This window comes from Pseudomonas mandelii (genome assembly GCF_900106065.1).
Classification (GTDB): domain Bacteria; phylum Pseudomonadota; class Gammaproteobacteria; order Pseudomonadales; family Pseudomonadaceae; genus Aquipseudomonas; species Aquipseudomonas mandelii.
Genome location: NZ_LT629796.1, coordinates 1,400,001 through 1,424,799 on the forward strand (window position 1 = coordinate 1,400,001; position 24,799 = coordinate 1,424,799).

General features: G+C 59.7%; 24 protein-coding genes and 1 rRNA gene (1 of these 25 running past the window's edge). 16 read left to right on the plus strand and 9 right to left on the minus strand.

Translation table 11 applies throughout. The features are described from left to right. From BLU63_RS06410 to BLU63_RS06425, 3 genes are all read right to left on the minus strand, one after another. A 16S ribosomal RNA gene (locus tag BLU63_RS06410) occupies positions 1-640 on the minus strand; it reaches 899 nt to the left of the window's first position. A gap of 627 nt (positions 641-1,267) precedes the next feature. Then, entirely contained in the window at positions 1,268-2,761 is a 1,494-nt protein-coding gene (locus BLU63_RS06420) for a CoA-acylating methylmalonate-semialdehyde dehydrogenase (RefSeq protein WP_010463762.1), read from the minus strand. Between the two features lie 64 nt (positions 2,762-2,825). Then, positions 2,826-4,175, minus strand: coding sequence for an aspartate aminotransferase family protein (locus tag BLU63_RS06425; RefSeq protein ID WP_010463764.1), 1,350 nt, complete (start codon positions 4,173-4,175; stop codon positions 2,826-2,828). 139 nt (positions 4,176-4,314) lie between these two features. Here BLU63_RS06425 and BLU63_RS06430 point away from each other — a divergent pair, with 139 nt between their 5' ends. The 6 genes from BLU63_RS06430 (at position 4,315) to BLU63_RS06455 (ending at position 10,824) form a co-directional block, all read left to right on the plus strand. Next, the gene (locus tag BLU63_RS06430; protein WP_010463766.1) at positions 4,315-5,235 is read left to right on the plus strand and encodes a LysR family transcriptional regulator; all 921 of its coding nucleotides are present in this window, start codon (positions 4,315-4,317) and stop codon (positions 5,233-5,235) included. Between the two features lie 207 nt (positions 5,236-5,442). After that, a complete protein-coding gene (locus tag BLU63_RS06435; protein ID WP_010463768.1) occupies positions 5,443-6,093 on the plus strand; it encodes a TetR/AcrR family transcriptional regulator in 651 nt (216 codons plus the stop codon). A 7-nt stretch (positions 6,094-6,100) separates the two neighbouring features. Next, entirely contained in the window at positions 6,101-6,682 is a 582-nt protein-coding gene (locus tag BLU63_RS06440) for an IMPACT family protein (protein ID WP_083375114.1), read from the plus strand. A gap of 532 nt (positions 6,683-7,214) precedes the next feature. Next, on the plus strand, positions 7,215-8,780 hold the full coding sequence (locus BLU63_RS06445) for an ABC transporter ATP-binding protein (RefSeq protein WP_010463771.1): 1,566 nt from the start codon (positions 7,215-7,217) through the stop codon (positions 8,778-8,780). Between the two features lie 11 nt (positions 8,781-8,791). Next, positions 8,792-9,898, plus strand: coding sequence for an ABC transporter permease (locus BLU63_RS06450; protein ID WP_010463773.1), 1,107 nt, complete (start codon positions 8,792-8,794; stop codon positions 9,896-9,898). Next, positions 9,898-10,824 (plus strand): ABC transporter permease, encoded by a 927-nt coding sequence (locus BLU63_RS06455; RefSeq protein WP_010463775.1) that lies wholly within the window; start codon positions 9,898-9,900, stop codon positions 10,822-10,824. Before BLU63_RS06450 ends, BLU63_RS06455 begins: the two co-directional genes overlap by 1 nt. A gap of 39 nt (positions 10,825-10,863) precedes the next feature. On the opposite strand, the gene BLU63_RS06460 is transcribed toward BLU63_RS06455, so the two are convergent. Then, positions 10,864-11,337, minus strand: a complete 474-nt coding sequence (locus BLU63_RS06460; protein WP_083375115.1) for a hypothetical protein — start codon at positions 11,335-11,337, stop codon at positions 10,864-10,866. Between the two features lie 83 nt (positions 11,338-11,420). On the opposite strand from BLU63_RS06460, the gene BLU63_RS06465 reads away from it, so the two are divergent. From BLU63_RS06465 to BLU63_RS06475, 3 genes are all read left to right on the plus strand, one after another. Continuing rightward, a complete protein-coding gene (locus BLU63_RS06465) occupies positions 11,421-11,771 on the plus strand; it encodes a MerR family transcriptional regulator (protein WP_077750226.1) in 351 nt (116 codons plus the stop codon). 25 nt (positions 11,772-11,796) lie between these two features. Next, entirely contained in the window at positions 11,797-12,483 is a 687-nt protein-coding gene (locus BLU63_RS06470) for an SDR family oxidoreductase (protein ID WP_010463780.1), read from the plus strand. Between the two features lie 187 nt (positions 12,484-12,670). Next, the gene (locus tag BLU63_RS06475) at positions 12,671-14,029 is read left to right on the plus strand and encodes an 8-oxoguanine deaminase (protein ID WP_077750219.1); all 1,359 of its coding nucleotides are present in this window, start codon (positions 12,671-12,673) and stop codon (positions 14,027-14,029) included. Positions 14,030-14,153: 124 nt separating this feature from the next. On the opposite strand, the gene BLU63_RS06480 is transcribed toward BLU63_RS06475, so the two are convergent. After that, positions 14,154-15,242, minus strand: a complete 1,089-nt coding sequence (locus BLU63_RS06480) for a calcium:proton antiporter (RefSeq protein ID WP_010463784.1) — start codon at positions 15,240-15,242, stop codon at positions 14,154-14,156. 297 nt (positions 15,243-15,539) lie between these two features. Between BLU63_RS06480 and BLU63_RS06485 the strand changes: the two genes are divergently transcribed. From BLU63_RS06485 to BLU63_RS06495, 3 genes are all read left to right on the plus strand, one after another. Then, complete coding sequence (locus tag BLU63_RS06485) at positions 15,540-16,622, plus strand: BMP family ABC transporter substrate-binding protein (RefSeq protein WP_083375116.1); 1,083 nt, start codon at positions 15,540-15,542, stop codon at positions 16,620-16,622. Positions 16,623-16,765: 143 nt separating this feature from the next. Next, positions 16,766-17,731, plus strand: a complete 966-nt coding sequence (locus BLU63_RS06490) for a 2-oxoglutarate and iron-dependent oxygenase domain-containing protein (protein WP_083375117.1) — start codon at positions 16,766-16,768, stop codon at positions 17,729-17,731. A gap of 82 nt (positions 17,732-17,813) precedes the next feature. After that, entirely contained in the window at positions 17,814-18,767 is a 954-nt protein-coding gene (locus tag BLU63_RS06495; RefSeq protein ID WP_010463790.1) for an adenosine deaminase, read from the plus strand. 97 nt (positions 18,768-18,864) lie between these two features. Here BLU63_RS06495 and BLU63_RS06500 read toward each other — a convergent pair whose 3' ends face one another. Together BLU63_RS06500 and BLU63_RS06505 are read right to left on the minus strand one after the other, a co-directional pair. Continuing rightward, positions 18,865-19,599 carry an ArsR/SmtB family transcription factor gene (locus BLU63_RS06500; RefSeq protein ID WP_010463793.1) on the minus strand — a complete coding sequence of 245 codons (735 nt, stop codon included), beginning with the start codon at positions 19,597-19,599 and terminating at the stop codon, positions 18,865-18,867. Positions 19,600-19,896: 297 nt separating this feature from the next. After that, a complete protein-coding gene (locus BLU63_RS06505) occupies positions 19,897-20,826 on the minus strand; it encodes a LysR family transcriptional regulator (RefSeq protein ID WP_010463794.1) in 930 nt (309 codons plus the stop codon). A 116-nt stretch (positions 20,827-20,942) separates the two neighbouring features. Between BLU63_RS06505 and BLU63_RS06510 the strand changes: the two genes are divergently transcribed. From BLU63_RS06510 to BLU63_RS33005, 3 genes are all read left to right on the plus strand, one after another. Then, positions 20,943-21,236, plus strand: a complete 294-nt coding sequence (locus tag BLU63_RS06510) for a putative quinol monooxygenase (RefSeq protein WP_010463795.1) — start codon at positions 20,943-20,945, stop codon at positions 21,234-21,236. A 32-nt stretch (positions 21,237-21,268) separates the two neighbouring features. Continuing rightward, positions 21,269-22,282 carry a zinc-binding alcohol dehydrogenase family protein gene (locus tag BLU63_RS06515; protein WP_083375118.1) on the plus strand — a complete coding sequence of 338 codons (1,014 nt, stop codon included), beginning with the start codon at positions 21,269-21,271 and terminating at the stop codon, positions 22,280-22,282. A 150-nt stretch (positions 22,283-22,432) separates the two neighbouring features. Then, complete coding sequence (locus BLU63_RS33005; RefSeq protein WP_167362270.1) at positions 22,433-22,606, plus strand: hypothetical protein; 174 nt, start codon at positions 22,433-22,435, stop codon at positions 22,604-22,606. 8 nt (positions 22,607-22,614) lie between these two features. Here BLU63_RS33005 and BLU63_RS06520 read toward each other — a convergent pair whose 3' ends face one another. Then, a complete protein-coding gene (locus tag BLU63_RS06520) occupies positions 22,615-23,811 on the minus strand; it encodes a multidrug effflux MFS transporter (protein ID WP_077750216.1) in 1,197 nt (398 codons plus the stop codon). Between the two features lie 219 nt (positions 23,812-24,030). Continuing rightward, positions 24,031-24,228: a cation transporter gene (locus tag BLU63_RS06525; protein WP_010463804.1), complete on the minus strand. Its 198-nt coding sequence runs from the start codon at positions 24,226-24,228 to the stop codon at positions 24,031-24,033. A 147-nt stretch (positions 24,229-24,375) separates the two neighbouring features. On the opposite strand from BLU63_RS06525, the gene BLU63_RS06530 reads away from it, so the two are divergent. Next, positions 24,376-24,759: a hypothetical protein gene (locus BLU63_RS06530; RefSeq protein WP_010463805.1), complete on the plus strand. Its 384-nt coding sequence runs from the start codon at positions 24,376-24,378 to the stop codon at positions 24,757-24,759. The last annotated feature ends 40 nt before the right edge of the window (positions 24,760-24,799 follow it).

Here is a 24,799-nt window from a genome sequence, read left to right on the forward strand (position 1 = left end):
AGTTTTGAATGCAGTTCCCAGGTTGAGCCCGGGGATTTCACATCCAACTTAACAAACCACCTACGCGCGCTTTACGCCCAGTAATTCCGATTAACGCTTGCACCCTCTGTATTACCGCGGCTGCTGGCACAGAGTTAGCCGGTGCTTATTCTGTCGGTAACGTCAAAACAGATACGTATTAGGTAACTGCCCTTCCTCCCAACTTAAAGTGCTTTACAATCCGAAGACCTTCTTCACACACGCGGCATGGCTGGATCAGGCTTTCGCCCATTGTCCAATATTCCCCACTGCTGCCTCCCGTAGGAGTCTGGACCGTGTCTCAGTTCCAGTGTGACTGATCATCCTCTCAGACCAGTTACGGATCGTCGCCTTGGTGAGCCATTACCTCACCAACTAGCTAATCCGACCTAGGCTCATCTGATAGCGCAAGGCCCGAAGGTCCCCTGCTTTCTCCCGTAGGACGTATGCGGTATTAGCGTCCGTTTCCGAGCGTTATCCCCCACTACCAGGCAGATTCCTAGGCATTACTCACCCGTCCGCCGCTCGCCACCAGGTACAAGTACCCGTGCTGCCGCTCGACTTGCATGTGTTAGGCCTGCCGCCAGCGTTCAATCTGAGCCATGATCAAACTCTTCAGTTCAAACATCTTTGGGTTTTTAAGAAACCCTAAACTTGGCTCAGCAATCGTTGGTTACATCTTTGATTTCTCGCGGAGTAACTTGTGATGCTGATAATCTTGTTGACTATCAGTCTGACTCCACAAGCACCCACACGAATTGCTTGATTCAGTTGTTAAAGAGCGGTTGGTTAAGATCTTTCGTCTCAACCGAGGCGCGCATTCTACAGCAGCCTCTGTTGCTGTCAAGCGGTTATTTTCAGAAGTTTTCAAAGTTTCCTTTGCAACTTCAACCACTTGCGCTTCCGATCTCTCGTTAGCGGGAGGCGAATTCTACAGCGTTACTCGCTGCTGTCAACACCTCTTTTTCTCCGCTTTCGACCGAGAAGATCGAACCGTCAATCAAGCCAAACAACCTTGCTTGATCAACTCCTTCTGGGCTTCGATGACCTGAAGCAACTCGCTGTCGAAAACTGCGTAACTCTTTGTTTACCAAGGAGTTTTCCGTTTCGACTGCGCCGGAAGTGGGGCGAATTATAGACTTCCAGAATCTGCCGTCAACACCTATCTTCACATTTCTGTCATATAGATTAAAAAAGCCCGAAAACACGAAGGCCGAGCCCCAAGGGGCTCGGCCTTCTGCCCTTCTACTTACAAGCTAGGGAATGCGAATTGCGACGCTTCATGGCTCGCACGCTGCGGCCAGCGCTGGGTAATGGCCTTGCGACGGGTATAGAAGCGCACGCCATCCGGGCCATACGCATGCAGATCGCCAAACAGCGAACGCTTCCAGCCACCGAAGCTGTGATAAGCAACCGGCACCGGCAACGGCACGTTGACGCCGACCATGCCGACTTCGATCTCATCACAGAACAACCGCGCCGCTTCCCCATCACGGGTGAAGATGCAGGTGCCGTTGCCATATTCGTGATCGTTGATCAGTTGCATCGCCTCTTCCAGGCTGTTGACCCGAACCACACACAACACTGGCCCGAAGATCTCTTCTTTATAGATGCGCATCTCTGGCGTGACGTTGTCGAACAGGCAGCCACCCAGGAAGAAACCTTCCTCATGACCGGCCACGCTCAATCCACGACCATCAACCACCAGGGACGCGCCCGAAGAAACGCCGTCTTCTATATAGCCACTGACTTTATCGCGAGCCTGACCGGAAACCAGTGGCCCCATGTCCAGCCCACAGGAAGTACCCGCACCGATTTTCAGTGCCTTGATTTGCGGTACCAACTTGGCCACCAACGCATCCGCCACCTGGTCGCCCACACACACGGCCACCGAGATCGCCATGCAACGCTCGCCGCAAGAACCGTAAGCCGCGCCCATCAGTGCGCTCACCGCGTTGTCCAGATCCGCATCCGGCATCAGCACCGCATGGTTCTTCGCGCCGCCCAGTGCCTGGACGCGTTTGCCGCGCTTGGTGCCTTCGGCGTAGATGTATTCGGCAATCGGCGTCGAGCCAACGAAGCTCAGCGCTTTGACTTCCGGCGCTTCGATCAGCGCGTCCACCGCCGCCTTGTCGCCATGCACCACACTCAGCACACCTTTAGGCAGGCCGGCTTCGATCAATAGTTGAGCAATCAACAGCGTCGAGCTTGGATCGCGCTCGGACGGTTTGAGGATGAAGCAGTTACCGCAGACGATCGCCAGTGGATACATCCACAGCGGAACCATGGCCGGGAAGTTGAACGGAGTAATACCCGCCACCACGCCCAACGGCTGGAAGTCCGACCAGGCATCGATGTTCGGACCGACGTTACGGCTGTACTCGCCCTTGAGGATTTCCGGCGCTGCGCAGGCGAACTCAACGTTCTCGATTCCGCGCTTCAGTTCACCGGCAGCATCTTCCAGGGTCTTGCCATGCTCTTCACTGATCAACTGGGCGATACGCGCTTCGTTCTGTTCCAGCAGTTGCTTGAAGCGGAACATCACCTGAGCACGTTTGGCCGGCGGCGTGTTACGCCAGGCCGGGAACGCAGCCTTGGCCGAGTCGATGGCTTTCTGAATGGTTTCGCGGCTGGCCAACGGCAGCTTGTGGATGGCCTGGCCGGTGGACGGGTTGAACACGTCGGCCGTGCGACCGTCTTCGGTCACCAGTTCGCCATTGATCAAATGCGGGATAAGGCTCATGCGGGGCTCCAGAAAAGTTGTCCACAGGCGTCCGTCAACGGGCGCCTCTATATAGAAGGGAAAATCAGTCGATTTTGTTCAGCACTTCGCCGACCGCGTCGAACAGACGATCAAGGTCTTGCGGCTTGCTGTTGAAGGTTGGGCCGAACTGCAGGGTGTCGCCGCCGAAGCGCACGTAGAACCCGGCTTTCCACAGAGCCATGCCGGCTTCGAACGGACGCACGATGGCGTCGCCATCACGCGGTGCGATCTGGATCGCGCCCGCCAGACCGTAGTTGCGAATATCGATAATGTTTTTCGAGCCCTTCAGGCCGTGCAGCGCATTTTCGAAATGTGGCGCGACTTCAGCCACGTTCTGCACCAGGTTTTCCTTTTGCAGCAGGTCGAGTGCAGCCAGGCCAGCGGCGCAAGCCACCGGGTGCGCGGAGTAGGTGTAACCGTGCGGGAATTCCACCGCGTACTCTGGCGTCGCCTGGTTCATGAAGGTCTGGTAGATCTCGGAGCTGGCAATCACCGCACCCATCGGAATCGCGCCGTTGGTGACTTGCTTGGCGATGCACATCAGGTCCGGGGTCACACCGAAGCTGTCGGCGCCGAACATCGAACCGGTACGGCCGAAACCGGTGATCACTTCGTCGAACACCAGCAGGATGTTGTGTTGATCGCAGATCTCGCGCAGACGCTTCAGATAACCCTGCGGCGGAACCAGCACGCCAGCGGAACCGGCCATTGGCTCGACGAATACGGCGGCTATGTTCGAAGCGTCATGCAGCTCGATCAGCTTGAGCAGTTCATCGGCCAAGGCGATACCGCCCTCCGTCGGCATACCACGGGAATAGGCATTGCTCGCCAGCAAGGTGTGCGGCAGGTGATCGACGTCCATCATCGCCTGACCGAACATTTTGCGGTTGCCGTTCACGCCACCGAGGCTGGTGCCGGCGATGTTCACACCGTGATAGCCACGGGCACGACCGATCATTTTGGTCTTGGTGGCCTGGCCTTTCAGACGCCAGTAAGCACGCACCATCTTCACCGCCGTGTCAGCGCACTCGGAGCCCGAGTCAGTGAAGAACACGTGATTCAGATTGCCCGGCGTCAGATCGGTGATTTTCTCGGCCAGTTGAAACGACAACGGATGGCCGTATTGGAAGCCTGGCGAGTAATCGAGGGTGCCCAACTGCTTGGCAACCGCTTCCTGGATTTCCTTGCGAGTGTGCCCGGCGCCGCAGGTCCACAGACCCGACAGCGAATCGTAGACCTTGCGCCCCTTGTCGTCCGTCAACCAACTGCCCTCAGCAGCAACGATCAGTCGTGGATCGCGCTGGAAATTACGGTTGGCGGTGTAGGGCATCCAGTGGGCATCGAGCTTGAGCTGGCTGGCCAAAGGAGATCGGGCGTTTTCGGGCAAGTTCATGGGCAAAACCTCGCAGGGCAATAAGCGGCATAGAGATCAAAAGCGTTCTTGCAGCTAAATTGCCACGAGGATAAAGTCGGTGAAATCCAACTCTTCTAACGTTCAGTCAGCCATCCACTAAACTTTGAGTAATTAAAGCATGAGCAGCCGTCGCCCCGATCCGCTGGCGCAAGTCAGTGACTTTGATATCCGCCTGCTTCGGATCTTTCGCAGTGTGGTGGAGTGCGGAGGCTTTTCTGCGGCAGAGTCGGTATTGGGGATCGGCCGCTCGGCCATCAGCCAGCAGATGAGCGATCTGGAACAGCGCCTCGGCCTGCGTTTATGCCAACGCGGTCGCGCCGGATTTTCCCTGACCGAGGAAGGTCGCGAGGTCTATCAATCGGCCTTGCAGCTATTAAGTGCGCTGGAAAGTTTTCGCACTGAGGTCAACGGCCTGCACCAACACTTGCGCGGCGAATTGACCATAGGCCTGACCGACAACCTGGTCACCCTGCCCCACATGCGCATCACCCATGCGCTGGCACAGCTGAAGGAACGCGGGCCGGACGTGCAGATTCAGATCCGCATGATCGCGCCAAATGAAGTTGAACAAGGGGTGCTCGACGGTCGATTGCATGTCGGCGTGGTGCCGCAGGCCAGCGCGCTGTCGGGGCTGGAATATCAGCCGCTTTATAGCGAACGCTCGCTGCTGTATTGCGCAGTCGGTCATCCGTTGTTTTATGTCGACGATAAACAACTGGATGACGAGCGCCTCAATAGCCAGGACGCCATCGCGCCGACTTTCCGTTTGCCCGCGGAAATCCAGGCCCATTACCAGGCGCTCAATTGCACCGCCAGTGCCTCGGACCGTGAGGGCATGGCCTTCCTGATCCTGACCGGACGCTTCATCGGCTACCTGCCGGACCATTACGCCAGCCTCTGGGTGCAGCAAGGTCGATTGCGGGCGCTGAAACCCAACGTGCGCTTTTATGACCTGAGCCTCGCATCGGTCACGCGCAAGGGCCGGCGCCCACATTTGGTGCTGGAAAGCTTCCTCGAAAGCCTGGCCGCGACACGTTGAAAGTGGCGAAAGCCTGCAGGAGCGAAGCTTGCTCGCGAAGGCTGTGTGTCAGCTACATTAATGTCGACTGACACATCGCTTTTGCGAGCAAGCACTGCGCCTACAGGAATTGTGGTGTTCAGGTTTTATTGCGTCAGGACTTGTCTGGAGCTTGTGGGTGCGCTATCAACGCAGTGGCTACACCCATCCACTTGTCCGGAAGTGCCTATGACCTTTGAAGTCCCCGCTCACGGCGGCAAACCCGCCAGCCGCATTCGTCAGAAGAACGAAGAGACCATCATCAAAGCCGCCGAAGACGAATTTGCCCGTCACGGTTTCAAAGGCACCAGCATGAACACCATCGCCTTGAATGCCGGGTTGCCCAAGGCGAACCTGCATTATTACTTCACCAACAAACTCGGTTTGTACGTGGCGGTGTTGAGCAACATCCTTGAGTTATGGGACAGCACCTTTAATACCTTGACTGCCGAGGATGATCCGGCCGAAGCGCTGACGCGTTATATCCGCGCCAAAATGGAATTCTCCCGTCGCCAGCCGCAAGCCTCGCGGATCTTCGCCATGGAAGTGATCAGTGGCGGCGAATGCCTGACCGAGTATTTCAATCAGGACTATCGCGCCTGGTTCCAGGGCCGCGCGGCGGTGTTCCAGGCGTGGATCGACGCCGGCAAGATGGACCCGGTCGACCCGGTAAACCTGATCTTCCTGCTGTGGGGCAGTACCCAGCATTACGCCGACTTCGCCACCCAAATCTGCCGTGTCAGCGGCCGCACCAAGCTGACCAAGCAAGACATGGAAGACGCCGGCAACAACCTGATCCGCATCATCCTCAAGGGCTGCGGCCTCACGCCAGCTATCTAAGACACTTATGCCTTTTACCCTCAGCGGTTTTTGCGAATACCGCGAAGAGATTCGCAAAAGCCGTTTCATCACTTTCGCCACGTCGATCGTAAGCCCTGCCGACGCCCAGGCGTTCATCGATCAGCACAGCGACTTGAATGCCTCGCACAACTGCTGGGCCTGGAAGCTCGGCGACCAATACCGCAGCAATGACGATGGCGAACCGGGCGGCACCGCAGGACGACCGATTCTGGCGGCCATCGAAGCGCAGGATTGCGATCAGGTCGCAGTGCTGGTGATTCGTTGGTACGGCGGCATTCAATTGGGCACCGGCGGCCTCGCCCGGGCCTATGGCGGTGGCGCCAACAAGTGCCTGCAAGGCGCGGCGAAAGTCGAGCTGATCAGTCGGGTGCCGGTGAGCTGTACCTGTGCCTTTGGTGAGTTGGCGCTGGTGAAACTGCGCGTCGCTGAATCGGGTGGTTTGGTGGTGGAAGAAACCTTCACCGCCAACGGCGTGGACTTGCAATTGGCGATCGGCAAAGAGCACATCACAACCCTGCAAACTCAGCTCGCCGACCTGAGTCGCGGGCGCATTGTGTTGCAGCACTGATCGCACCAACACCGTTCACCGCCCTTTTATCGAGCCTGTTCAGATGCCCACATCTGCTGTGCACCCGGCTGTGGATAACCTGAGCACATCCTGCTGTAACCCTTCTGTCATGCGGCTTTGCGGGCTTTGCTCATTTTTCGTCCAACTTTCCATACAAACCACTAATTTCACGAAAAAACAAACAGTTAGCGTCGGTTATCACCTTTAGAAGATAGCCGCACAGTGCTTATGCCCGTGCTTTCGGCTTGCGCACAAATACTGTGGAACAACCTGTGGATAACCCGTTCATGACTGGCTCTGCCCTATATCCGGCATAGGTTGCGGTGTGTTGCTCGTTTTTTGATCAATACCCGACGGGCAAAATCAGAGCCTGATCAAGCACTTTGCCCCTAAGTAGTGCTTGATCGACGATCAAAAGATGGCGAGGCCGCGCCCTCAATGCCTTTGCCAGCAAGGATTTTCGGTTTTCCTGACTCAATGGCCAGGAAATTGCTTTATCCACAGGCATAACTCCTATCGACCCGAGCCTGTCATGCCCAACCCCGTGCCGATCCCCGATCAAACGCCTCGACTGCAACTGCGCAAAATCAGCAAACGTTACCCCGGCTGCCTGGCCAACGACGCCATCGACCTGAGCATTGCTCCCGGTGAAATCCACGCCCTGCTCGGCGAAAACGGCGCGGGCAAAAGTACGTTGATGAAGATCATCTATGGCGTCACACACGCCGATTCCGGGGAAATGATCTGGCAGGACGGCCGCGTGAACATGCGCAATCCAGCGCAGGCTCGCGCACTGGGGATCGGCATGGTGTTCCAGCACTTCTCGCTGTTCGAAACCCTAAGCGTGGCGCAGAACATTGCCCTAGCAATGGGTGCGGCGTCCGGCACGCCGAAGCAGCTTGAGCCAAAAATTCGTGAAGTCTCCCGACGCTACGGCATGGCGCTGGAACCGGAGCGCCTTGTCCATAGCCTGTCGATCGGCGAGCGGCAACGGGTGGAAATCGTTCGTTGCCTGATGCAGGACATCCGCCTGCTGATTCTCGATGAGCCGACTTCCGTGCTTACGCCGCAGGAGGCTGACGACCTCTTCATCACCCTGCGCCGGCTCGCGACCGAGGGATGCAGCATTCTGTTTATCAGCCACAAGCTCGGTGAAGTGCGCGCGTTATGTCACAGCGCTACGGTGCTGCGCGGCGGTCGGGTGGCCGGGCATTGCGTGCCGTCCGAGTGTTCGGATCAGCAATTGGCGAGGTTGATGGTGGGGGAAGCCGCCGAGCTGATTACCGATTATCCGAAGGTGATCGGCGGTGACTCGTTTTTGAATGTGAGCGGATTGTCGTGGCACAACCCGGACCCGTTCGGCTGCTCCCTGACGGACATTGGTCTCGAAGTGCGCAGCGGCGAGATCGTCGGAATCGCCGGTGTTGCAGGCAATGGTCAGGATGAATTGCTGGCCCTGCTCAGTGGTGAAGAACGGTTGAGCCGAAACGATAACGGGACGATCCGTTTCGGCGGGCAGCCCGTCGCCGATTTGCGGCCTGATGCGCGACGCCACCTCGGCCTCGCGTTCGTTCCCGCCGAGCGTTTGGGCCACGGCGCGGTGCCCGAACTGAGCCTCGCCAACAACGCCCTGCTCACCGCGTTTCAACAAGGGCTGGTCAGCAACGGCCTGATTCAGAGGGCCAAGGTCGAAGCCTTGGCGGCAGAAATCATCCGCCGTTTTGGCGTGAAAACACCCGATACCCAAGCGCCGGCCCGCAGCTTGTCCGGCGGCAATTTGCAGAAGTTCATCCTCGGCCGCGAGATCCTTCAGCAACCGAAATTGCTGGTGGCCGCGCACCCGACCTGGGGCGTTGACGTCGGCGCCGCCGCCACCATTCACCGAGCGTTGATTGCCTTGCGCGATGCCGGTGCGGCGATCCTGGTGATCAGCGAAGACCTCGACGAATTGTTCCAGATCAGCGACCGGCTCGGTGCCTTGTGCAGCGGACGCCTGTCGCCGCTCAGGGCCACGGTCGACACGCGCCTGATCGATGTCGGCGGCTGGATGGCCGGCCAGTTCGACGCCCCTCAAACACTCGCATCCGCAACGGTTTAACGGAGTTTCACATGCTGCTTTCTCTCGAACCCCGTGGCCAGCAATCGCGCCTGATGCTGTGGTGCTCGCCGTTGCTGGCCGCGGCCCTGACTTTGGGCTGCGGCTCGCTGTTGTTTATTGCGTTGGGTCATGACCCGCTGCTCACGCTGCACACCCTGCTGATTGCGCCGGTCAGCGACTTGTATGGTGTCTCCGAACTGTTGGTCAAAGCGTTGCCTATTTTGCTCTGCGCGCTGGGGCTGGCCGTGGCGTATCAGGCGCGGATCTGGAACATCGGCGCCGAAGGCCAATTGCTGCTCGGCGCCCTGGCCGGCAGTGCGCTGGCGGTGAATATCATCAATATGCAAAGTCGCTGGGCGCTGGTGCTGATCCTGCTGGTCGGCACGTTGGCCGGTGCCGCGTGGGGCGGGCTGACGGCGTGGTTGCGCACGCGTTTCAATGCCAACGAAATCCTCACCAGCATCATGCTCAATTACATCGCGCTGAACCTGCTGCTGTTCTGCGTGCATGGGCCGTTGAAGGACCCGGCCGGGTTCAACTTTCCGGAGTCGGCGATGTTCGGCGATGCCAGCCGTTTGCCGCTGTTGATGGAAGACGGCCGGGTTCACGCCGGGGTGTATTTCGCCCTGCTCGCGTTGGTGGCGGTCTGGGTTTTGCTGCAGAAAAGCTTTGTCGGTTTCCAGATAAAAGTGCTCGGGCTGGACAAGCGCGCGGCGGGTTTCGTCGGGTTTCGCGAGAAGCGGCTGATCTGGCTGGCGCTGTTGATCAGCGGCGGATTGGCAGGGCTGGCCGGAGTGAGCGAAGTCACCGGGCCGATCGGCCAACTGGTGCCGCAGGTCTCGCCGGGTTATGGCTATGCCGCTATCACGGTGGCGTTTCTAGGGCGGCTCAACCCCATCGGCATTCTGTTTTCCAGCCTGCTGATGGCGTTGCTGTACATCGGCGGCGAGAGCGCGCAGATGAGCATGAACCTGCCGCAAGCCATCACCCAGTTGTTCCAGGGAATGATGCTGTTTTTCCTGTTGGCCAGTGACGTGCTGATTCTTTACCGACCGCGTTTGAACCTGCGCTGGACTCGCCGCACACAAGCCACCGCTGCACACGCCGGAGCGCTGTGATGGATATCGATCTGCTGAGCAATATTTTCTACGCCATGGTCCGTTGCGGCACGCCGTTGCTGTTGGTGGCCCTGGGCGAATTGATCTGTGAGAAAAGCGGCGTCCTGAATCTGGGTCAGGAAGGCATGATGCTGTTTGGCGCAGTGATCGGTTTTATCGTCGCCCTGAACAGCGGCAACCTGTGGCTTGGCGTGTTGCTGGCGATGCTCGCCGGGATGCTGTTGTCGTCGCTGTTTGCGCTGGTGGCGCTGGTGTTCAATGCCAATCAGGTGGCCACCGGATTGGCGCTGACGATTTTCGGCGTGGGCCTGTCGACGTTTGTTGGCGCGGCGTGGGTCGGTAAACCGCTGGCCGGTTTTGAGCCGGTGGCGATTCCTTACCTGAGTGAAATCCCTTTGATCGGGCGAATGCTGTTCGCCCAGGATCTGCTGGTGTACCTGTCGTTCGCGTTGTTTGCGCTGGTGGCGTGGGTGATTCTGAAAAGTCGCGTCGGGCTGATCTTACAAGCGGTCGGGGAAAGCCCGGAGGCGGCCAGTGCCATGGGCTTGCCGGTGTTGGGTGTGCGTGCACTGGCGGTGCTGTTTGGCGGCGCGATGGCCGGTTTGGCGGGGGCTTATTTGTCCCTGGCCTATACGCCGATGTGGGCGGAAAACATGAGTGCCGGCCGTGGCTGGATTGCCTTGGCGCTGGTGGTGTTTGCCAGTTGGCGAGTGTGGCGATTGCTGCTGGGGGCGTACCTGTTCGGGCTCGCGAGCATCCTGCACCTGGTGGCGCAGGGGTTGGGGCTGGCGATTCCGTCGAGCCTGTTGGCGATGTTGCCGTATGTCGCGACCATTGTGGTGTTGGTGCTGTTGTCGCGGGACGCGGTGCGCACACGGTTGTATGCGCCGGTGTCGTTGGGGCAGCCGTGGCAGGCGGGGCATTAAGGTTGACCCGGCCGGCCTCTTCGCGGGCAAGCCTCGCTCCTACAGGTTTTGCGCAATCGCTGAAATCGGCACTGGACCTGTAGGAGCGAGCGGCGCGGCGATCCGACTTGCCCGCGAAGGCTGTCGAACCGGCAACACTTGAGCCACGCCCCACGCCAATTCAAAGACCAGAAAAATCACCAACAGCGAACTGGCGCCATGGACCAAGGCATAAAGCTGCCAAGCCGAAAACAGAAACCGCCCCACCGCGTCATACCGACCAAACACCTGCTGCGGATCACGAATCCGCAGCACCGCCCACACGCACACAATCGACCCCAGCAGATTCGCCATCAACATGTGCATCGGCGCGAACGGCGGCAAATCGCCCGGCAAATCGAACGCCTGACTCACACTCAACAACACCCCGTGCAACGCGGCAAAACTCCACGGCGTGATAAACGCTGCCGTCACGATCAAGTCATACCAGGCGCTGCCCCGCACCACCCGGCGATATTGCGTTGAAGTCCACATCGGCCTTGCTCCATAAATTCAGGGAGCAACAAGGCTAAAGCCTGGAGTATGCTCCAGGGTCAAGCCCCTCTTGAGACGTCATGATGCGCATCGGTGAATTAGCCCAGGCCAGCGCCGTCAGCCGCGACACGCTGCGCTTCTACGAGCAGCGCGGACTGATCGCCGCACAACGCAGTGCCAACGGCTATCGCGACTACCCGCCAGACATGGTGCAACTGGTGTTGTACATCAAGACAGCTCAACGGTTGGGCTTTACCCTCGGCGAGATCGGCAACAGCGTCGCCACGATATGGCAATCGCCGGATCCTGACAGCGCCGTCACGCAGTTGCTGCAAGACAAACTCAAGCTGATTGAAACCCGTATGGACGAACTCGGTGCATTGCGCCACGAGTTGCAACAACGGCTCGGTCAGCGTTGTCCACTGAGCCCATGATCCTCATTTATCAAGGAAGCCACTCATGTCCAAGGCAAAAACCGCACTCATCATCGGTGCCTCCCGGGGCCTGGGCCTCGGCCTGGTGAAAACCCTGCTGGCCGACGGCTGGCAAGTCACCGCCACCGTGCGCAACCCGCAGAACGCCGAGGCGCTGCAGGCGTTGGGCAAGGTGCGGATCGAGAAGCTCGACATGGACGATCAGCAGGCGGTCATCGCCCTGAGCCAACAGCTCAAGGGTGAAGTGTTCGATTTGCTATTCGTGAATGCCGGGGTCAAGGGGCCGGACGTTCAGACGCCGGGCGGCGCGACGTTGGCCGAGGTCGGTCAATTGTTCTTCACCAACGCCGTGGCGCCGATCAACCTGGCACAACGTTTTGCCGGGCAGATTCGCCCGGAGACCGGCGTGCTGGCGTTCATGAGCTCGGTGCTGGGCAGCGTGACCATGCCGGACGCGCCGGAGCTGGCGTTGTACAAGGCCAGTAAAGCGGCGCTGAATTCCATGACCAACAGCTTCGTTACGCAACTGGGCGAGCAGAAACTCACCGTGCTGTCGTTGCATCCGGGTTGGGTGAAGACCGACATGGGCGGTGAAGGCGCCGATATCGACGTGGAAACCAGTACGCGCGGGTTGGTCGATCAGGTGAATGCGTACACCGGCAAGGGTGGACATCACTTCGTGAACTACAGAGGCGAAACCATTCCCTGGTAAACACCACCCTCGCGCCTACAGGATTTCATTCCACATAAGGTTTGCGTCGTCTGGTCGGGCAGGACTTGCCGGCCAGGCGGTTTTGTTTGAAACTCCGCACCTCGTCCCCGCGGCGACCCTGGATCAGCAGACAGGGTAATCACTGAGCTGGCTAACCTGAACCCCACTTTCAGAGGAGCCGGCCAACATGCCTGCGACCCGTACCTGGCTAAAAAATCCCCTCGCCATTTTCACTGCCAATGACCTCGATGCCCGTGGCGGCCTGGTGGTGCAAGACGGCGTGATCGTCGAAGTGCTCGCCGCTGGCCAGCAACCGTCCGCGCCCTGCGGACACGTCTTCGATGCCCGCGAGCATGTGATCCTGCCGGGACTGATCAACACCCATCACCACTTCTATCAAACCCTGACCCGCGCCTGGGCGCCGGTGGTCAATCAGCCGTTGTTCCCGTGGCTGAAAACCCTCTACCCGGTCTGGGCCCGCCTCACCCCTGAAAAACTCGCCCTCGCCACGAAAGTCGCGCTGGCTGAGTTGCTGCTGTCCGGCTGCACCACCGCCGCCGATCACCACTACCTGTTCCCGGAAGGCCTGGAAAACGCGATCGACGTGCAAGTCGAAAGCGTTCGCGAACTGGGCATGCGCGCCATGCTGACGCGCGGGTCCATGAGCCTGGGTGAAAAGGACGGCGGCCTGCCACCGCAGCAGACCGTGCAGGAAGGCGAAGTGATCCTCGCGGACAGCCAGCGCTTGATCGCCGAGTACCACGAGCGTGGTGATGGTGCGCAAATCCAGATCGCCCTGGCGCCGTGTTCGCCGTTTTCGGTGACACCGGAAATCATGTCCGCCAGCGCCGAACTCGCGAACAAACTCGACGTGCGTCTGCACACGCATCTGGCCGAAACCCTCGACGAAGAAGACTTCTGCCTGCAACGCTTCGGCCTGCGCACCGTGGATTATCTGGACAGCGTCGGCTGGCTCGGCCCGCGCACCTGGCTCGCGCACGGCATCCACTTCAACCCGGACGAAATCGCCCGCCTCGGCGCCGCCGGCACCGGGATTTGCCATTGCCCGAGTTCGAACATGCGCCTGGCCTCCGGCATTTGCCCGACCCTGGACCTGACCGCTGCCGGTGCGTTGCTCGGCCTGGGCGTGGATGGATCGGCGTCCAACGATGCGTCGAACATGATGCTCGAAACCCGTCAGGCGCTATACATTCAGCGGCTACGTTATGGCGCGCAGAAGATCACCCCGGAACTGGTTCTCGGTTGGGCAACCAAGGGTTCGGCGAGTTTGTTGGGGCGTTCCGATATCGGCGAACTGGCGGTGGGCAAGCAGGCGGATCTGGCGTTGTTCAAGCTCGATGAGCTGCGCTTCTCCGGCAGTCATGATCCGGTGTCGGCGTTGCTGCTGTGCGGTGCTGATCGCGCGGATCGGGTGATGATTGGTGGCAAATGGCGGGTGATTGACGGGCAGGTTGAAGGGCTGGATCTCAAAGGCCTGATCGCCGATCACAGCCAGGCGGCCCGGCAGCTAATCGCCGGCGTCTGATACAACACAAATCAAACTGTAGGAGTGAGCCTGCTCGCGATAGCGGTGTGTCAGACACCCTCAATGTCGACTGACACACCGCTATCGCGAGCAGGCTCACTCCTACAGGGGATTTGTGGTGTGTTCAGAGGCCCAGCAGCGACAACATGATGAACGTCGCAAACAACACAAAATGGGTCATGCCTTCGATGGCATTGGTTTCACCGTCGTTGAGGTTGATCGCGCTGACGATCAGGGTGAGGAAGATCATCACCGTCTGCACCGGGGTCATCGCCATCTGAAACGGCTGGCCGGTGTAGAGCGCCATCGCTTCCATCACCGGCACCGTCAGGATCACCGTCGACAATGACGCGCCCATGGCGATGTTGACCACCGATTGCATCCGGTTGGCCAAGGCCGCGCGCAATGCCGTCAGGATCTCCGGCGCCGCGGAAATGGCCGCCACCAGAATCGCCGTAATCACCGGCGGAGCACCCGTGCCTTCCAGGCCCAGGTCGAGGGTCTTGGACATCACTTCGGCCAAGGCGCCGATCACCACAACGCCGAACACCAACGTACCGATACTCAGCGCCAGATTGACCGGTTCAGGTTCCTCCTCCGGGACTTTCCTGCGGCGTTTTTCCGGGTAGCTGTAGCTGAAGAAGTAACTGTGCGGCCCGACCTGCATACGCAGGAACAGGGTGTAGAGCACGACCATCGCGCCAATCGTGAACGCCGAATACAGCTTCCAGTTAGCTTCGGGAATGAACTCCGGCACCACCATGGAAACGCCCATGGCGGTGAGGATCATCACGCTGTAACTGCGGGCCGAGTCGTCGTTGTACGACTGCTCACCGTGCTTGATCCCACCCATCAACGCGGCCAGGCCGAGGATGCCGTTGATGTCGAGCATCACCGCCGAGTAAATCGTGTCGCGCACCAGGGTTGGCGAGGCTTCGTTACTCATCATGATCGCCAGGATCACCACTTCCACCAGCACGGCGGCCAGGGTCAGGATCATGGTGCCGTAAGGGTCGCCGACTTTTTCCGCGAGCAGTTCGGCGTGATGGGCGACACGCATGGAGGCGACGACGATGAAGGCAATCAGCACCAGGCCAGCGGTCAGCGCGATGGGCTGGCCGCTGTGCAGCATCCAGTGTTCCAGTGGATAAGCGACGAGCGCGGCAATCACGGCCAGCAACAGAAACTTTTCTTGCTTGAGGAGTGTGAGCATTGCGGGCCTTTTGTGCCGAGTGAAGCGATCAGGGTGATGAGCTACTGACTGCGGGGCGGCGCTAACGTTTCGTTACACCTTAGCGCACCAGTGGATGGCAGCAGGTTTGACACGTGCACTTTTATTGGCCTTGCGGGCTCTTCGCGGGCAAGCCTCGCTCCTACAGGTTGGCGTCGCTCTTGTAGGAACGAGGCTTGCCCGCGAAGGCCATTACACGGTTTCGGCGTTTTTGTTGTCCTGTTGGTCAGCAATTTGCATTGCCTCTGCCCACCTCACAACAACATGGAGTTCGAATTCATGCACAAACGTCCGTTGAAGAAGCTGCTTTGCGCCGTTGCCGCGGCTATTGGTCTGAGCGCGAGCCTGACCGCCAGCGCCGCCGACCCGCTGAAAGTCGGCTTCGTCTATATCGGCCCGATTGGTGACCACGGCTGGACGTATCAGCATGAACAGGGGCGCAAGGCGCTGGCCGAGAAGTTCGGCAATCAGATCACCACCAACTATGTGGAGAACGTCGCCGAAGGTGCCGACGCCGAGCGAGTGATCCGCAACATGGCCAAGGACAACTACGACCTGATCTTCACCACGTCGTTCGGCTACATGAACCCGACCCTGAAAGTCGCCAAGCAGTTTCCCAAGGTGACCTTCGAACACGCCACCGGCTACAAGCAGGACAAGAACCTGGGCACCTACCTGGCGCGCACGTATGAAGGTCGCTACGTCGGCGGTTTCCTCGCGGCGAAGATGACCAAGACCAAGAAGATCGGCTACGTCGCGTCCTTCCCTATCCCGGAAGTGATCCGCGACATCAACGCTATTCAACTGGCCCTGAACAAATACAACCCAGGCACCGAGATCAAGGTGGTATGGGTCAACTCGTGGTTCGATCCGGGCAAGGAAGCCGACGCCGCCAACGCACTGATCGACCAGGGCGTCGACGTGGTGTTCCAGCACACCGACAGCCCGGCACCGATTCAGGCAGCCGAACGCCGCGGCGTGTATGCCGTGGGCTACGCTTCGGACATGGCGCACTTCGGGCCGAAAGCGGTGCTGACGTCGATCGTCAACGACTGGGGGCCGCATTACATTCAAGCGACCCAAAGCGTGCTCGACCAGACCTGGAAATCGCAGGATTACTGGGGCGGTTTGAAAGAAGGCACAGTTGAACTGCCGATCAGCGACCTGGTGCCAGCGGCGGTGAAAACCGAGGCCGAGCAGATCATTGCGGACATCAAGAGCGGCGCCTTCCACCCGTTCACCGGGCCGATCAAGGATCAGGCCGGAACCGAAAAAATCCCGACGGGCGCGACGGCAAGCAATGCGGAACTGGCGTCGATGAACTACTACGTTGAAGGGATGAAGGCCGACATTCCGAAGTAGCTCCCCAACCCAACACAAAACCCTGTAGCAGTGAGCCTGCTCGCGATGGCGGAGTGTCAGACGCTATCAATGTCGACTGACACGCCGCGATCGCGAGCAGGCTCACTCCTACAATGAATTTTCAGCGTTCTTGAGAATTCCGCATGAACCAACTCCCGATCATCGACATTGCCCCGCTCTACAGCGAAGACCAACACGCTTGGAAGTCCGTTGCCGAAAAGATCGATCGCGCCTGCCGCGACTGGGGCTTTTTCTACATCAAGGGGCATCCGATCTCCGCGTCACGCATCCACGCTGTGCTCGACCATGCCCAACGCTTCTTCGCCTTGCCCACCGCCGAAAAGCTCAAGATCGACATCACCCAGACTCGCCACCATCGCGGCTACGGTGCCATTGCCACCGAGCAACTCGACCCGAGCAAACCCAGCGACCTGAAAGAAACCTTCGACATGGGCCTGCACCTGCCGGCCGACCACCCGCAAGTACTGGCGGAAAAACCGCTGCGCGGTCCCAACCGCCATCCCTCGATGCCCGGCTGGGAAGTGCTGATGGAACAACATTACATCGACATGCAGGCCCTCGCCCAAACCCTGCTGCGTGCCATGACCCTGGCGCTGAACATCGAGCGCGACTTCTTCGACACGCGCTTCAATGAACCGGTCAGCGTGCTGCGGATGATCCATTATCCGCCGCGCCATACCGCCAGCTCCGAGGAGCAGCAAGGCGCCGGCGCCCACACCGATTACGGCTGCATTACCCTGCTGTACCAGGACGCCGCCGGTGGCCTGCAAGTGCGCAACGTCAAAGGCGAATGGATCGACGCGCCGCCGATCGAAGGCACGTTCGTGGTCAACCTCGGCGACATGATGGCCCACTGGAGCAATGACCGTTACCTGTCGACGCCGCACCGGGTGATCAGCCCGCTGGGCGTCGATCGTTACTCGATGCCATTCTTCGCCGAACCACACCCCGATACGCCCATTGAATGCCTGCCCGGTTGCCAGGACGAATCGCACCCGGCGAAGTACCCGGCCACTACCTGCGCTGAATTCCTGCTCTCGCGCTTCGCCGAGACCTACGCCTATCGACGGGAACAGACGGTGGTGTGATGAACCGGCTGGTCAGGTTTTGCTAATTGTTTCTACGGGCATCTGTAGAATGCTCGCCATCTGCACCTGATGAGAAAAGACTATGTACGACTGGCTGAACGCCCTGCCCAAGGCAGAACTGCACCTGCACCTCGAGGGTTCGCTGGAGCCCGAGTTGCTGTTCGCCCTGGCCGAACGCAACAAGATCGCCCTGCCCTGGAGCGATGTAGAAACCCTGCGCAAGGCGTATGCCTTCAACAACCTGCAAGAGTTTCTCGACCTGTATTACCAGGGCGCCGACGTGTTGCGCACCTCGCAGGATTTCTACGACCTGACCTGGGCCTACCTGTTGCGTTGCAAGGCGCAGAACGTGATTCACACCGAACCGTTCTTCGACCCGCAGACCCACACCGACCGTGGCATCCCGTTTGAAGTGGTGCTCAACGGCATCGCGGCGGCGCTCAAGGATGGCGAGCAGCAACTGGGCATCACCAGCGGTTTGATCCTGAGCTTCCTGCGCCACCTGAGCGAAGACGAAGCGCAGAAAACCCTCGACCAGGCGCTGCCGTTTCGCGAAGCGTTTGTGGCCGTGGGCCTGGACAGCTCGGAGATGGGCCACCCGCCGAGCAAGTTCCAGCGTGTGTTTGATCGTGCCCGCCACGAAGGCTTCCTGACCGTCGCCCACGCCGGTGAAGAAGGCCCGCCTGAGTACATCTGGGAAGCCATCGACCTGCTGAAAATCCAGCGCATCGACCATGGCGTGCGCGCCATCGAAGACGAGCGTTTGATGCAGCGGATCATCGACGAGCAGATCCCGCTGACCGTGTGCCCGCTGTCCAACACCAAGCTCCGGGTGTTCGATCACATGTCCCAGCACAACATCCTCGACATGCTTGAGCGTGGCGTGAAAGTGACCGTGAACTCGGATGACCCGGCGTACTTTGGCGGGTATGTGACCGAGAACTTCCATGCGCTGTACACCGACCTGGGCATGACCCAGGATCAGGCCAAGCGTTTGGCGCAAAACAGCCTGGATGCGCGGTTGGTAAAACCATAAGCCTTAGCGCAGCCCCCCTGTGGGAGAGTCTTTGTTGCAGGCTCACTCCCACAGGCTCTGTGTTCAGCCAGCTAGCGATTCAGTCAATCAAACAGCTCTAAAGCGCCATTTCCAGCTCGGTTTCCTTGGCGAATCGATGGATCTCCCGCTGCCCCGCGGCCGTGATCTGCAAGGCGCGCGAATCATTGGGCAGGCTCAGCCAGCCGGACTGCATGAACAGCTGCAACAATGCAGCGCCCAGCGAACCGCCCATGTGCGGGCGTCTTTCGCTCCAGTCGGGACACGCACAGGCCACTCGACTGTTGCGATGAGCCAGGGCCTGGATGAACACCCCGCGCGAGGCCAGTTGTGTGGAACCCTTGTGGGTGATCATGACGCGCTGTTCGAACTGCTCGATCCAGCCGGCATCCAGCAACCGCTGGTAAAGATCGGCGGCCAGGGTGCCTCCCAAATGGTCGTCGCACAGTCGGGCCCGCAACAACGACGATGGCGCCGCCTGAGGTTTGGCAATGGGGCTGGTGCGTTTGAAGACGTCCGGGACGGGTTGCGGCGTGCTGGCCAGCGTCGCGCTGGCCAGTGCTTCGATTGCCGCGCCCACTTCAGGCGCGGCCAGGCGGAAAAAGCGTTTGCGCCCACGGATTTCGACTTTCAACAGACCTCCGGCGGACAAACGCCCCAGGTGTGCACTGGCCGAAGACGGTGACAGGCCGGCCAATAGCGCCAGCTCTTCGGTCTGCCGCGCCGAGCCATCCATCAAGGCCCACATCATTGCGCTGCGCTTGGGGTCAGCCAGCAACGTGGCGATCTGGCTGATGCAAGGTGCATGTTCCATGTATTCACTCCCTGTTGAATCGTTTCGTCTGCTGCTCAGAGACATCTTGACCAGTAATGTGTCGTCGGCCAAGACGCGGAAACCGCCATAAGCCGGGCAAAGCCCCTTCTCCCCCATGCCATCGCTTCGCAGGTGCGCCGAAGGTCGGATGCTTGACCGTTAGGCCATCGCCATTGCGAGATCGACGGTGCGTACATGAGGCGGGCGCTAGTATAAGCGGGTTAACCGCCGGTTCCTGCCCTTGGGAAAGCGCGGGTGGTGATAGTTCCTGACAGAAATTTCGCTATTTGCCTGCGACTAATGATCGATGCCCGATATTGTCGGAAATTGACTGCCTAAAAGAGCGCATCGGCTGGCAAGCATTTCCCGTAGAAGGTTCACCGGCTTACTCAATTGTGCGCGATGGGCGCACAGCAAATTCAGCGGTGCGCGCTCACAGAGCAACTCCGGCATCAGCACTTTCAACCGGCCGGCGAGCACATCGGCCGCGACATCGAGCCAGGACTTGTAAGCAATCCCGGCCCCCGCCACTGCCCACAGCCGCACGACATCGGCGTCGTCACTGAAGCGATCGCCGCTGACGGTCAGCCCGACTTCGCGTTTGCCGTCGTGGAAACTCCAATGGTCATGGACCCGGCTACCGAGCATGAACAACAAACAATTGTGCTGCGCCAGTTGTTCCAGATGCCGCGGCTCGCCGTGCCTCGCCAGATAACTCGGCGCGGCGCAGAGCACTCGGCGGTTCTGCGCCGCGATGGGCAGTGCCACCAGGCTTGAGTCTTCCGGCTCGCCGTAACGCAGGGCAATGTCCACCGGTTGGCGGAACAGGTCGGCGATGCGGTCCCCCAGCAACAGGCGCACGGTCAGTTTAGGGTGCTCGCGCTGGAACTCGTCGAGCCACGGCAGCAACAGGTTGCGGCCAAAGTCCGACGGTGCCGACAACTGCAGAATCCCGCTGACCTGATCCTGACCGCTGGCCAATAAGCGACGACCCTCGTCGAGATTGCTCAGGGCGGCCCGGGCATATTCCAGAAAGCCCTCACCTTCGGCGGTCAGACGCAAACTGCGGGTGGAGCGCGCCAACAAGCGCGCGCCGAGTTGCTGTTCGATGCGCTTCAACGCCGCACTGGCCACCGCCGCCGACATGTCCATCACCCGAGCCGCCGCCGACAGACTCCCCAGGTCCGCAGCCCGGACAAATAACTGCAAGTCATCGAAACGCAGCATTTCAGCCCCGATTATCAAAAAAATATTGAAAGAGACTGCTCTTTTAGCGGGTTTTATCTTGCAGAGAAATAGCCAATCATCTGTCCCATCGAAATCAACCTGTTTGCGGAGCGACCATGTCCCAGCCTTTCACCGCCATTGCCACCCTCATTGCCAAACCCGGCCAGCAAGACGCCCTCGAACAACACCTGCGTGCGCTGGTGGAACCGACCCGCGCCGAGGCCGGTTGCGGCCAATACGATTTGCATCAGGACCTGGCCAATCCACTGGCGTTCTACATGATTGAACACTGGAGCAGTGACGAAGCCCTGCAAGCCCATGACGCCAGCGCCCATGTACAGAACTTCCGCGCCAAGGCCGGCGACTTTCTCGAGCACTTCGACCTCAAGCGCCTGCGCACCGTGGCTTGATCCCTTCATCTATTACTGTTCAGGAGCCCCACATGAAAGCCATCGCCTACTACACCTCGTTGCCGATCATCGACGCCAATGCCCTGCAAGACATCGAACTGCCAGAACCGGTTGCCGGTCCGCGCGACCTGTTGGTGGAAGTCAAAGCCATCTCGGTGAACCCGGTCGACACCAAGGTCCGCCAGAACGTCCAGCCTGAAGGCGGCGCGGCGAAAGTGCTGGGTTGGGACGTGGCCGGTGTGGTCAAGGCTGTCGGCAGCGAAGTCACGCTGTTCAAGGCTGGCGACAAGGTGTTTTACGCGGGCTCTATCGCCCGTGCGGGGGGCAATAGCGAATTGCACGTGGTGGATGAACGCATCGTCGGCCATATGCCGAAAACCCTCGGTTTCGCCGAAGCCGCCGCACTGCCGCTGACCGCCATCACCGCCTGGGAATTGCTCTTCGAACGCCTGCAAGTGCGCGAAGGTAAAACCGATGAAGGCCAGAGCCTGCTGATCGTCGGCGCGGCGGGCGGTGTGGGTTCGATCCTCACGCAACTGGCCAGCCAACTCACCGGGCTGAAGGTCATCGGCACCGCTTCCCGTGCGCAAACCCAGAGCTGGGTACGCGAACTGGGCGCCGATCTGGTGATTGATCACAGCCAGCCTTTGAGTGAAGAACTCAAACGTGCCGGCGTGGACAATGTGACCCACGTCGCCAGCCTGACCCAGACCGATCATCACCTGGATCAATTGGTCGAGGCATTGGCGCCACAAGGCAAACTGGCGCTGATCGATGATCCGAAAGCGCTGGACGTGACCAAGCTCAAGCGCAAGAGCCTGTCGCTGCACTGGGAATTCATGTACACCCGCTCGCTGTTCGAAACGGCGGACATGATCGAGCAGCACAACTTGCTCAACCGCGTGGCCGGGCTGATCGACACCGGGACGCTGAAAACCACGGTCGGCGAGCACTTCGGGACTATCAACGCGGCCAACCTGCGACGCGCCCATGAGCTGCTGGAAAGCGGCAAGGCCAAGGGCAAGATTGTGCTCGAAGGGTTCTGAAACAGATTGAGACAAGTGTCGTCCGGATGGACGACACCGTCAGTCCGAGAATTGACCCATGTCACAATTACGATCGTATTCGGGTCTACAATCGAAACCTCTGCGATGCAATCTTTTACGCAACATCTTTTAAGAGAGGAGAGTTCAGCAATGAAGATCCTGATTAAAGAAGTGGCTAAATCCCAGTGGCAGGTTCGTCTGGACCAACACGCTGTTACGTTCCGCAGCGAAGCTGAAGCGCTAGCCTTCACCAAGACCCTTGAAGCGCGATTGCTCGCGCCCCATCAAATTCCCGACCACCAACAACAGCGCGCCGCTGGCTGAGTCCGCCCTCAGACCTGGGTTTGCGCCAATGCCCGGGCATTTTGCAAACGCCGGGTGAGCATCGCCGCGCTCACCACCAGAATCCCGCACAGGCTGATGACCATGGCCATCGGCACGGCGCTGCCATCGTGTAAAACACCGACCAATGCAGCCGCTCCGGCGGCGACGCTGAATTGCAGGCACCCGAGCATCGCCGACGCACTGCCGGCGCGAGCGCCCTGCCCGTTCATGGCGCAGGCCGAGGCATTGGGGAGGATGCAACCGAGGCTGGCGATGCAGATAAACAGCGGAATCAGCAGCGGCCATAACTGTTCGGTGTGCAGCGCACTGACGGCGAGCAGCGTCAGGCCCGCCCCCAGGTAAATCCACACGGTACGCACCAGCAGAAATGCAGGGCCACGCTTGGCCAGCAGTCGTGCGTTGACCTGCGCCACCAGAATGAAACCCGCCGCGTTGGTCCCGAACAGCCAGCCGAAATGCTCGGCCGGGACCCCGTAGAGTTTGATGAAGACGAACGGCGAACCGGCGATGTAGGCAAACATCCCGGCAATGGCGATACCGCCAGTCAAGGCGTGGCCGAGATAGACCGGATCCGACAATAGCCGACCGTACTGACGCAACGCCCCCGACAGCGGTTGACGCGGTACGTGGGCCGGCAGGCTTTCCGGCAACCCGATTGCCACGGCCAGCCCTGCCAGCGCACTGAATCCGGTCAGCACCAGGAAGATCGACTGCCAGCCGGTGGTGTTGACCAGCAGTCCACCGAGCATGGGCGCGAGAATCGGTGCCAGGCCCATCACCAGCATCAGTTGCGAAAAGACTTTCGCCGAGCCCACCGCATCGCATTTGTCACTGACCACCGCACGGGCGATCACCATCCCGGCGCAACCACCAAGGGCCTGGATGAATCGCGCGCCGATCAACCATTCCAGATTTGGCGCAAACGCGCAGGCCAGGGACGCCGCGGTGAACAACCCGACGCCTGTCAGCAACGGAATCCTTCGCCCGAAGCGATCCGCCACCGGTCCGTATGCCAGTTGACCCAGGGACAGGCCCAGGAAGTACGCGGCCAGGGTCAGCTGGACGTGTTTCTCATCGGTACCGAACGCGAGTGCCATCGCCGGGAACGCCGGCAGATAGAAATCGATTGCCAGCGGACCGAAAGCGCTCAGGGCGCCAAGAATCAAAATGGTACGGAAGTTCATCAGGCATCCAGTTGGGCATGGGTCTGCAGCCCGACAGTCTAGCCGCGCATGGACGCCTTGAACATTCCGATAGCTCGCTAACTATTAAATATCATTGAATAAATATAAAACCTGCAGGAGCGAGCCTGCTCGCGATAGCGCAGTGCCAGTCAACATCAACGCTGAATGACACACCGCTATCGCGAGCAGGCTCGCTCCTACAGGGGATTGTGCCTGGGCTTAAGCGAGTTTGGCGTCGTAGCCTTCTTCCGTGATCGCTGCGATCACTTGCTCGGTCGTCAGCGCGCTTTCCACACCGACTTCCCCGGCTGCCAGATCGACCCGCACGCTGGCCGCCGGATCCTTGGCTTGCAGCGCCTGGGTAATGGCTTTGACGCAGTGACCGCAGGACATGCCTTGAACGTTGAACACTTGCATGGTGTGGCTCCTTTTATGAGGTTGCGAGCAGTCTCGGGCTTGCCACCATGGCAAGGTCAAGTTCTGCCGAAATCTGCCGGGCTGGCAATCGGTGTCGCGCTCGGCCAAGCTGCGTGCATCAATGACTCGACTTCAGGAGATTCAGCCATGCGCTGGTCAGCTCTCAGCCTGTTTGGCTTCCTCAGCCTATTTGCCGCGACACCTTCGGTTCAAGCCGCCGGGGAGGACTATGGCGTACTGATCATTTCTCGCGAGCGCCTCGAAGTCGCGACCTCCTGCGAGATCGGCGTCTACATCCAGGACCAACTGTCGGCGCGGCTGTTCCAGGAACAAAGCACCTCGTTCAACCTGCCGCCGGGCACTGTGTCCCTGCGCCTCAAACTGTTGCCGGGCCAGGCACCGGGTTGCAACCCGGGCATGCTCGCACCGGGTTCGCAGAACATCACGCTCAAGGCCGGGGACGTGTTGAAGTTCCGGATTGCGATGACGCAGGAAGGGATGTACCTGAAGCCCACCGCTCTCGACTACTAATCGCCACACCGATCGTTCCCATGCTCTGCGGCGGGAAACA